Raw genomic sequence first — 7,089 nt, forward strand, 5'->3', positions numbered from 1 at the left:
AATGCTTTGGGGATTTTAGAGTCGTGCACACTCGCTTTAGCCCTAAAAATCCAGGATAATCACCACCCCACAATTCTGATTAATTTTTTAAAAATTTCCTTTCGATGGCCGGGCTTGCGCTAAACTCAAAGCATCTTATCGCACCGTAATGCACTGTTATGGAATTCAAGGCCTGGTATAAGCTTCGCAGATTTATTTATGACAATTTGCATAATGAAGAACACGAAAGCATCTTAAGTCGCGTCATCAATATATTTCTGATTATATTGATTATTGGGAATACTGCTGCCGTTTTACTTGAATCAATCAATGACCTCTATCAATCCTATCAGCTGCTGTTTGATGCCTTTGAATTATTCTCGATCTTTATTTTTACCCTGGAATATTTATTAAGATTTTGGGCCATTGCGGAAAAAGACCCCTTTAAAGGTGCATGGAAAAACCGATGGTTATGGATCCGTAGTGGCGGTGCCATCATTGACCTGTTGGCGATTCTCCCGGCCTATATTAACTTCTTTGTGCATCTCGATTTACGCTTCCTGCGAATCCTTCGATTATTCAGATTACTCAAATTAACCCGTTATTTCGTCTCCCTGCAGATTTTATTGCGGGTGATCAAGCGCGAAAAGGGCTCATTTCAGGCGGTTATTTTTATCCTGCTGATCATGATCATCATCGCGGCGGCTGGAGTATATGTGGTTGAAAATAAGGCTCAACCAGAAGTCTTTAGCTCCATCCCTGCATCCATGTGGTGGGCAGTGGTGACACTGACCACAGTCGGCTATGGCGATGTGACACCAATCACCCCCTTAGGCCGCTTTCTAGGGGCTTTAATTACTATTTTAGGGGTGGGTCTGGCAGCGCTTCCTGCGGGTATTCTGGCAAATGGTCTGGCCAATGAGCTGAGACAGCGCAAGCACAAACTGGAATTAAGATTTCGTGAACTGCTCGATGATGCAGAAATTGACTTAATTGAAGATCAAGAAAAAATTGAAATTTTACGTAAAGAAGTCGGACTGAGCAAAGAACAAATGCAGGATATCCTGTTAGAACTTATTCATGAGCGTAAGAAAGAACAACTCGAGCAGGAAAAAAACAAATATTTCTTCTGTCCACATTGTGGGCATAAGTTACCTGATTAAATTCGAACGTCAATGCAAGCGTATCATCACGAGCATCAGACCATCGGGTATGACGCTCGTTGCAGACAGATACTATTCACTCAATCCACTCGACTGAATCAGGATCAAATCCTCTCAGGCCAAAAATGCAGCGATGTCTTCCGCTACTGCCCGAGCTGTCCGGGAAACCCCGACCAGCGTGGCCGAAGCAGCACCTGTCCATTCTCCATAGCCCACCAGCCATAAATTTGGTACCTGAACAGAGCGGCCATTCTGAACCGCAATGGTCTGGTCCGGCTGGATAATTCCGAGGCTGCTGAGGTGATTCAGCGCCGCCTTAAATCCTGTACACCAGATCACCACATCCACATGCGCTGTGCTGCCATCTTCCCAAATCACGCCATGTTCTGTAAAAGCTGAAAATGGACGCCTGCTCTGCAAAATGCCTCGCTCACGTGCATCTTTAACTGAATCAATCATGACAATATCACCCACCCCCCCAATGGGCTGCTCAATCTTTCTACCTTCCTGCTGGGCTTTCAGGCGCTCAGTCGCCCTTAAGAACAGGACACGGCCATCGACATCATCTGCCAGAAACTGCGGCGGTGTCTGGGTGATCCAAAGCGTTTCGGCCACCTGAGATACTTCTGCCAAGATTTGTGCACCAGAGTTACCGCCACCCACCACCATGACTTTCTTGGTTTTAAATAACTCAGCATTTTTATAATCTGCGGAATGCAGTTGTACGCCCTGAAAATGCTCACGGCCGGCATACTCGGGAATAAATGGTTGGCTCCATGTCCCTGTAGCGCTTACCACCGCTTTGGCTTTCCAGGATTGTTCCCCGGCATAAACCTCTAAATACTGGCCCTTACTTTCCACGCGTTCCACACGCACCGGACGAACTACAGGAAAGTGATAGCGCTGCTCATAGGCGGTCAAATAATCGATCACCTCATTGCGGGTCGGATAGGTCTGTTCGGTCGCCGGCATCATCCAGCCTGACAGCGAACTCCAGCTATTCGGGGAGAAAAGGCGCAAGGACTCCCAGGCATGCTGCCAGGCACCTCCAGGCTGAGGCTGATCATCTAGGATGATAAACGGAATGTTCTTACGCTTTAAGAAATAAGCCGTGGACAAACCGGCCTGTCCACCACCGATGATGATCACATCAACTTCAGCTTGTAATTGAGCCAAAATATTTCCCCCCTTCTTTATTGTCATCAAATAAAAACCCAGCCTGCTTATCAGACTGGGCGTATTTCATAAAATTTTCAAGCGTTTAAATTAGCCTTCCATTGCTCAAGATACTTTTCAGTCTCTCTGATCACCTAGAATTTATAAACTACGCTGATTTACCCGTTTGGAAAGCTCTTCAGCCGATTCCTTGCGTTCCGAATAACGGTTGGTCAAATAAGCACTTTGCCCACGGGTTAGTAAAGTAAACTTATACAGTTCTTCCATCACATCGACAATCCGGTCATAGAATGCTGATGGCTTCATTCGTCCATCTTCTTCAAATTCCAGGAATGCTTTTGGAATTGAAGACTGATTTGGAATCGTGATCATCCGCATCCAACGCCCCAAAACACGCATCTGGTTCAGACTATTAAAGGACTGTGATCCCCCACTGACTTGCATCAAGGCAAGGGTTTTTCCCTGAGTGGCACGAATTGCACCCCCTGCCAGAGGAATCCAGTCAATCTGGGATTTAAAGATGGAACTCATAGAACCATGGCGTTCCGGTGAACACCACACCATACCTTCAGCCCATGCCAGAAGCTCATGCAGTTCTTTTACTTTTGGATGTTCAGTATCAGCATCTTCCGGTAAAGGTAGCCCTTTGGGATGGAAGATTTTGACTTCTGCCCCAAAATATTCAAGGATTCGACCAGCTTCAAGAACTGCAAGGCGACTGTAAGAACGTTCCCGATTAGACCCATAGAGCAGTAAAATCCGAGGAGGATGAGCTAGTTCTTTGGCTTGGACTTTTTCAAAGGTGGGTTGTTCAATAAGATTTGGATCTACGTTAGGCAGGTTCATCGGATCAAGCCTCTTTAAAATATTTCTTTCTTAGCCACAGTGAAACACTCACTAAAGCAATTAACACAGGTACTTCAACCAATGGCCCAATAATCGTGGTAAAAGCAACCGGCGAAGCGATACCAAAAGTTGCAATAGCGACTGCAAGTGATAATTCAAAATTATTTCCAGCCGCAGTAAATGAGATTGCAGCAGTTTTTGGATAATCATTGCCCATCCATTTACTCATAAAGAAGCTAATAAAGAACATGGCCACAAAGTAAATGATTAAAGGAATCGCGATGCGTAAAACTTCCAGTGGAAGACTTACGACATCCCCCCCTTTTAAGCTAAACATCGCCAAAATCGTAAACAGCAAAGCCATCAAACTCAGCGGGCTGATTTTTGGAATGAACTTGTTTTGATACCATTCTACGCCTTTTTGTTTCACCAAAATTAAGCGCGTTAAGAAACCCAATAAGAACGGAATTCCAAGATAAACCAGAACAGCATGGGTAATGGTCCAGAAGCTAAGATTGATCACTTGAGCTTCAATACCAAAATATGGCGGAAGGAAGGTCAGGAATAACCAGGCATAGGTACTGAAGAATAAAATCTGGAAAATACTGTTAAACGCCACCAATGCTGCAACATATTGGTTATCACCACAGGCCAGACCATTCCACACCAGTACCATGGCGATACATCGAGCTAAACCAATCAGGATCACGCCTGTCATATACTCTGGATAGCTATGCAAAGAAATCACAGCCAACGCAAACATCAGTACCGGAGCAATCAACCAGTTTTGAATTAAAGATAGCGTCAGGGTTTTCTTATCCTTAAACACTTGCGGCAAGGTCGCATAATCCACTTTTGCCAGGGGTGGATACATCATCAGAATCAGACCAATCGCGATTGGAATATTGACTGAATTAATACTGAATTGATCCAGAGCAACCGATGCTTGAGGAAAAAAGTTTCCTATGGCGATGCCTAACGCCATGGCAATAAAAATCCAGAGCGTCAGGTTGCGATCTAAAAAGGACATGCGTTTTTCAGACATGTGACTTACTCAACATTCGAAATTTGATTAATCGCTGCAATCAATTGCGAGCGAGAAAGCTCATTTACGTTAAGTTTAAACAAAGCATCCAGGCGACGATTGATATGTTCAACAGTGCTCATAAAGGCTTTCATTTTTTCTTCTTTATCCACCTCTAAATGGGACGGATCAGACAGGCCCCAGTGCGCCTTGATCGCTCCGCCAAGATAAAGAGGACACGCTTCCTGTGCTGCCGCATCACAGACGGTAATCACCACGTCTAGCTGATACTGTTCACAGGCATCAATGCTTTTGCTGGATAAGCCTTCAGTCGACAAGCCCAGATTGTGCAGGGTTTCAAGCGTCAAGGGATGCACCTGACCGGAAGGTTTGCTGCCGGCACTGTAAGCGACCCAGCCTTCTGGCGCACGGCTATTGAACAACACTTCAGAGAGAATACTGCGGCAACTGTTCCCCGTACATAAAAACAAAAATTTCATGAAAACTTACTCGCAATGGCTCTGAATCGATAGAGCGGAAGAATCAAATAAAACCGGAACCTCACTAGCTTTTAGCACGTCCAGAATTTCAAAACACCAGGCCGGCAATTGCTGATTAATGCTGTAGTACACCCACTGGCTTTGCCGGCGATCGTTGAGTAAACCACAAGAACGTAACAAGGCCAGATGACGTGAAATTTTCGGCTGGCTTAACTGCAGTTTATCGGTCAGATCACAGACGCATTGCTCTTTGTTTTGTGCAATTAGCAGGACAATACTGAGACGTGTTTCATCAGATAAACATTTAAAAAACTGAACGTGGTCCATAATTGCTCCCATTTTTTATGCAAATATACACATATCCATATATATGGTAAAGATGACCTGTCAAAAATGATATCCAGATCAGAATATGCCTACCAGAAAGCGCTCGCTTGAACAATTTCCCGCTTTTTCCGATATAGATCATCGTCAATGTGTTTTTCAGATAAAAAAGCTCCAATCAAGTTGAAGCTTTTTCGCATGGGGGGACACTTTATTTTATCCGATTGCCCTGTTCATCCACGATGATTTCACCGTCTTCTTTGGCAAAGGCTTTTAATTGTGGCAAAGGCAGAATATCCAGTACCACTTCCGATGGACGGCATAATCGGGTTCCAAACTCGGTAACCACCAACGGGCGATTGATCAGGATCGGATGTTGCAGCATGGCATCCAGCAGTTTCTCATCGCTCCAGCCGGCATCATCCAGATTCAGCTCGGTGTAGGGATCGACATTTTTACGGAGCACTTCACGAACCGTCAAACCGGCATCCCGAATCATGTTGACCAGCTGATCTTTCGAGGGTGGCGTAAGCAGATATTCGATCACTTCCGGCTCAATTCCCGCATTGCGAATTAACGCCAGCGTATTGCGTGAGGTGCCACAGGCCGGGTTATGATAAATTTGGACTTTTGGCATTTGATTCATGAGCTTCCCTCTTATCGACGAATCATAGCTTTATATATGAATATACGCATATTCGCAATATAAAATATATGTGCTTTATGAATACAATCTGAGATGGGGACTCCAAAACCATTGGAAACAGTTTTAAAATGAGGCTGTCTTATGTCTAGGATACTGGGAGCAGTCCAGTTGATCCGGATGCTTTTTACGGAGACATGCAATCTGATGACATTATTATGGTTCGTTACGGTGATGATGCTACTTTCAAAAATTAGTTATTGAGACAAATGGAAAAAGATATCTTCAGGCTCTAAGTCCAGAGTTCAAGCCAAATATTATTGAGTTAAACAACCAATGTATATTTGTAGGTCAGGTAGTTAACTGTATACGCTATGTTTATCGAGCGAGAACAAGATTTAGAAAGAATTAACAAAAGCCAATATATTCAGCGTTGTCTAAATTGATAAAATCGCCGTTTTCTACAGAAAATTTAAGATTGTTAAGGATTGAAGTGAATATTCAAAATGATTTACCAGAACTAAGTAATTACAGTGAGTTAAGCAGTAAAGAGCAATTAACTATCCATCAAATCCTTATTTCGTACGTACGCTCAGATCACCTCTATAATATTATCTTGACCCATAATGTTGAACCTTACGACTTAGTTAAACTTGTAAGTATTAGTTTTGAGAATAGAGATGCTGCTATCTGGGTTCATTTTGAAACTATTACAGCTGAGAGACTGACAATGCCTCTCGATTTTATTTCAAGAATAGAAGTATGTAATTACGAAGTTTTTTAAGACTAGAATCGAGTCCCCCTAGCGGGGGGATTTATGTTAAATAAGATCTAAGACAAAATAGAAATACTCCTGGTAACATACATAAGAAGCCAGCAGCTTTTGCAGCCATATAATTCTTGACCTTTTTATGGGAAATATGTGGTCTAAAAATTATCCCTGCAAAACATCATATAAATCCTATAATTATTAGAAACGATGACATGATTTTAATCACTTATTTTTCTAAGTTCATATTAAACAATCCGATATGTACGAGTTCTCTTTTATAAGATTCTCTATATAATTCAAAGTTAAATAACAATAAACTTTATATTTTTTCTTATATGTGAAGCTTATCCCAAAAAATTTAAAGGAAACTATATACCAGCTCTTATAAGATTGTCCCCCCCAATGCGTACAATGAAGATAAACTGTTGAATGATTTGGATAAATCACTAAATTAATATAAATATTATTATAATATAAAGGGTTAGACACTTTTCCTTTCGACTTTACAATTTCCTTTCGTTGTTAATAATTAAGATACATTTAAAATGCTTCTTTAGAACTATAATTTTGAAAATTTTTTGGTAGCTTCGATTCATTATGACTTTTTATATATTTCTAATACTTATGACTGTCTCTTATACACATCTCCGAGCCCACGAGAC

Annotated in this window: 8 protein-coding genes and 1 pseudogene; 3 read left to right on the forward strand and 6 right to left on the reverse strand. The window is 42.2% G+C overall.

The genetic code is table 11. The features are described 5' to 3' along the window. Positions 1–158: 158 nt before the first annotated feature. Positions 159–1,142: a potassium channel family protein gene (locus BFN00_RS02565; protein ID WP_071850367.1), complete on the forward strand. Its 984-nt coding sequence runs from the start codon at positions 159–161 to the stop codon at positions 1,140–1,142. Positions 1,143–1,256: 114 nt separating this feature from the next. Here BFN00_RS02565 and BFN00_RS02570 read toward each other — a convergent pair whose 3' ends face one another. The 6 genes from BFN00_RS02570 to arsC all read right to left on the reverse strand — a co-directional run bounded on the left by BFN00_RS02570 (position 1,257) and on the right by arsC (position 5,658). Beyond that, positions 1,257–2,318 (reverse strand): ArsO family NAD(P)H-dependent flavin-containing monooxygenase, encoded by a 1,062-nt coding sequence (locus BFN00_RS02570; RefSeq protein ID WP_071850368.1) that lies wholly within the window; start codon positions 2,316–2,318, stop codon positions 1,257–1,259. A 141-nt stretch (positions 2,319–2,459) separates the two neighbouring features. After that, positions 2,460–3,164 carry an arsenical resistance protein ArsH gene (gene arsH, locus BFN00_RS02575; RefSeq protein WP_004280163.1) on the reverse strand — a complete coding sequence of 235 codons (705 nt, stop codon included), beginning with the start codon at positions 3,162–3,164 and terminating at the stop codon, positions 2,460–2,462. Positions 3,165–3,168: 4 nt separating this feature from the next. Further along, on the reverse strand, positions 3,169–4,209 hold the full coding sequence (arsB, locus tag BFN00_RS02580) for an ACR3 family arsenite efflux transporter (protein ID WP_071850369.1): 1,041 nt from the start codon (positions 4,207–4,209) through the stop codon (positions 3,169–3,171). 5 nt (positions 4,210–4,214) lie between these two features. Further along, a complete protein-coding gene (locus tag BFN00_RS02585) occupies positions 4,215–4,688 on the reverse strand; it encodes an arsenate reductase ArsC (RefSeq protein ID WP_004646560.1) in 474 nt (157 codons plus the stop codon). A 6-nt stretch (positions 4,689–4,694) separates the two neighbouring features. Further along, on the reverse strand, positions 4,695–5,015 hold the full coding sequence (locus BFN00_RS02590) for a metalloregulator ArsR/SmtB family transcription factor (protein WP_004646559.1): 321 nt from the start codon (positions 5,013–5,015) through the stop codon (positions 4,695–4,697). 208 nt (positions 5,016–5,223) lie between these two features. Further along, on the reverse strand, positions 5,224–5,658 hold the full coding sequence (arsC, locus tag BFN00_RS02595; protein ID WP_071850370.1) for an arsenate reductase (glutaredoxin): 435 nt from the start codon (positions 5,656–5,658) through the stop codon (positions 5,224–5,226). Positions 5,659–5,825: 167 nt separating this feature from the next. Between arsC and BFN00_RS16100 the strand changes: the two are divergent. Together BFN00_RS16100 and BFN00_RS02605 are read left to right on the forward strand one after the other, a co-directional pair. Beyond that, a pseudogene (locus tag BFN00_RS16100) lies at positions 5,826–6,067 on the forward strand (S24 family peptidase); the annotation flags it as partial. 81 nt (positions 6,068–6,148) lie between these two features. Beyond that, a complete protein-coding gene (locus BFN00_RS02605) occupies positions 6,149–6,439 on the forward strand; it encodes a hypothetical protein (RefSeq protein WP_004646557.1) in 291 nt (96 codons plus the stop codon). Positions 6,440–7,089: the final 650 nt, after the last annotated feature.

It is taken from the genome of Acinetobacter sp. AR2-3 (assembly GCF_001878775.1).
Taxonomy (GTDB): Bacteria; Pseudomonadota; Gammaproteobacteria; order Pseudomonadales; family Moraxellaceae; genus Acinetobacter; species Acinetobacter lwoffii_D.

Coding starts and splice junctions, on each gene's coding strand:
- BFN00_RS02565 (WP_071850367.1), top strand. CDS start 159: ATGGAATTCAAGGCCTGGTATAAGCTTCGCAGATTTATTTATGACAAT.
- arsH (WP_004280163.1), bottom strand. CDS start 3,164: ATGAACCTGCCTAACGTAGATCCAAATCTTATTGAACAACCCACCTTT.
- arsB (WP_071850369.1), bottom strand. CDS start 4,209: ATGTCTGAAAAACGCATGTCCTTTTTAGATCGCAACCTGACGCTCTGG.
- BFN00_RS02585 (WP_004646560.1), bottom strand. CDS start 4,688: ATGAAATTTTTGTTTTTATGTACGGGGAACAGTTGCCGCAGTATTCTC.
- BFN00_RS02590 (WP_004646559.1), bottom strand. CDS start 5,015: ATGGACCACGTTCAGTTTTTTAAATGTTTATCTGATGAAACACGTCTC.
- arsC (WP_071850370.1), bottom strand. CDS start 5,658: ATGAATCAAATGCCAAAAGTCCAAATTTATCATAACCCGGCCTGTGGC.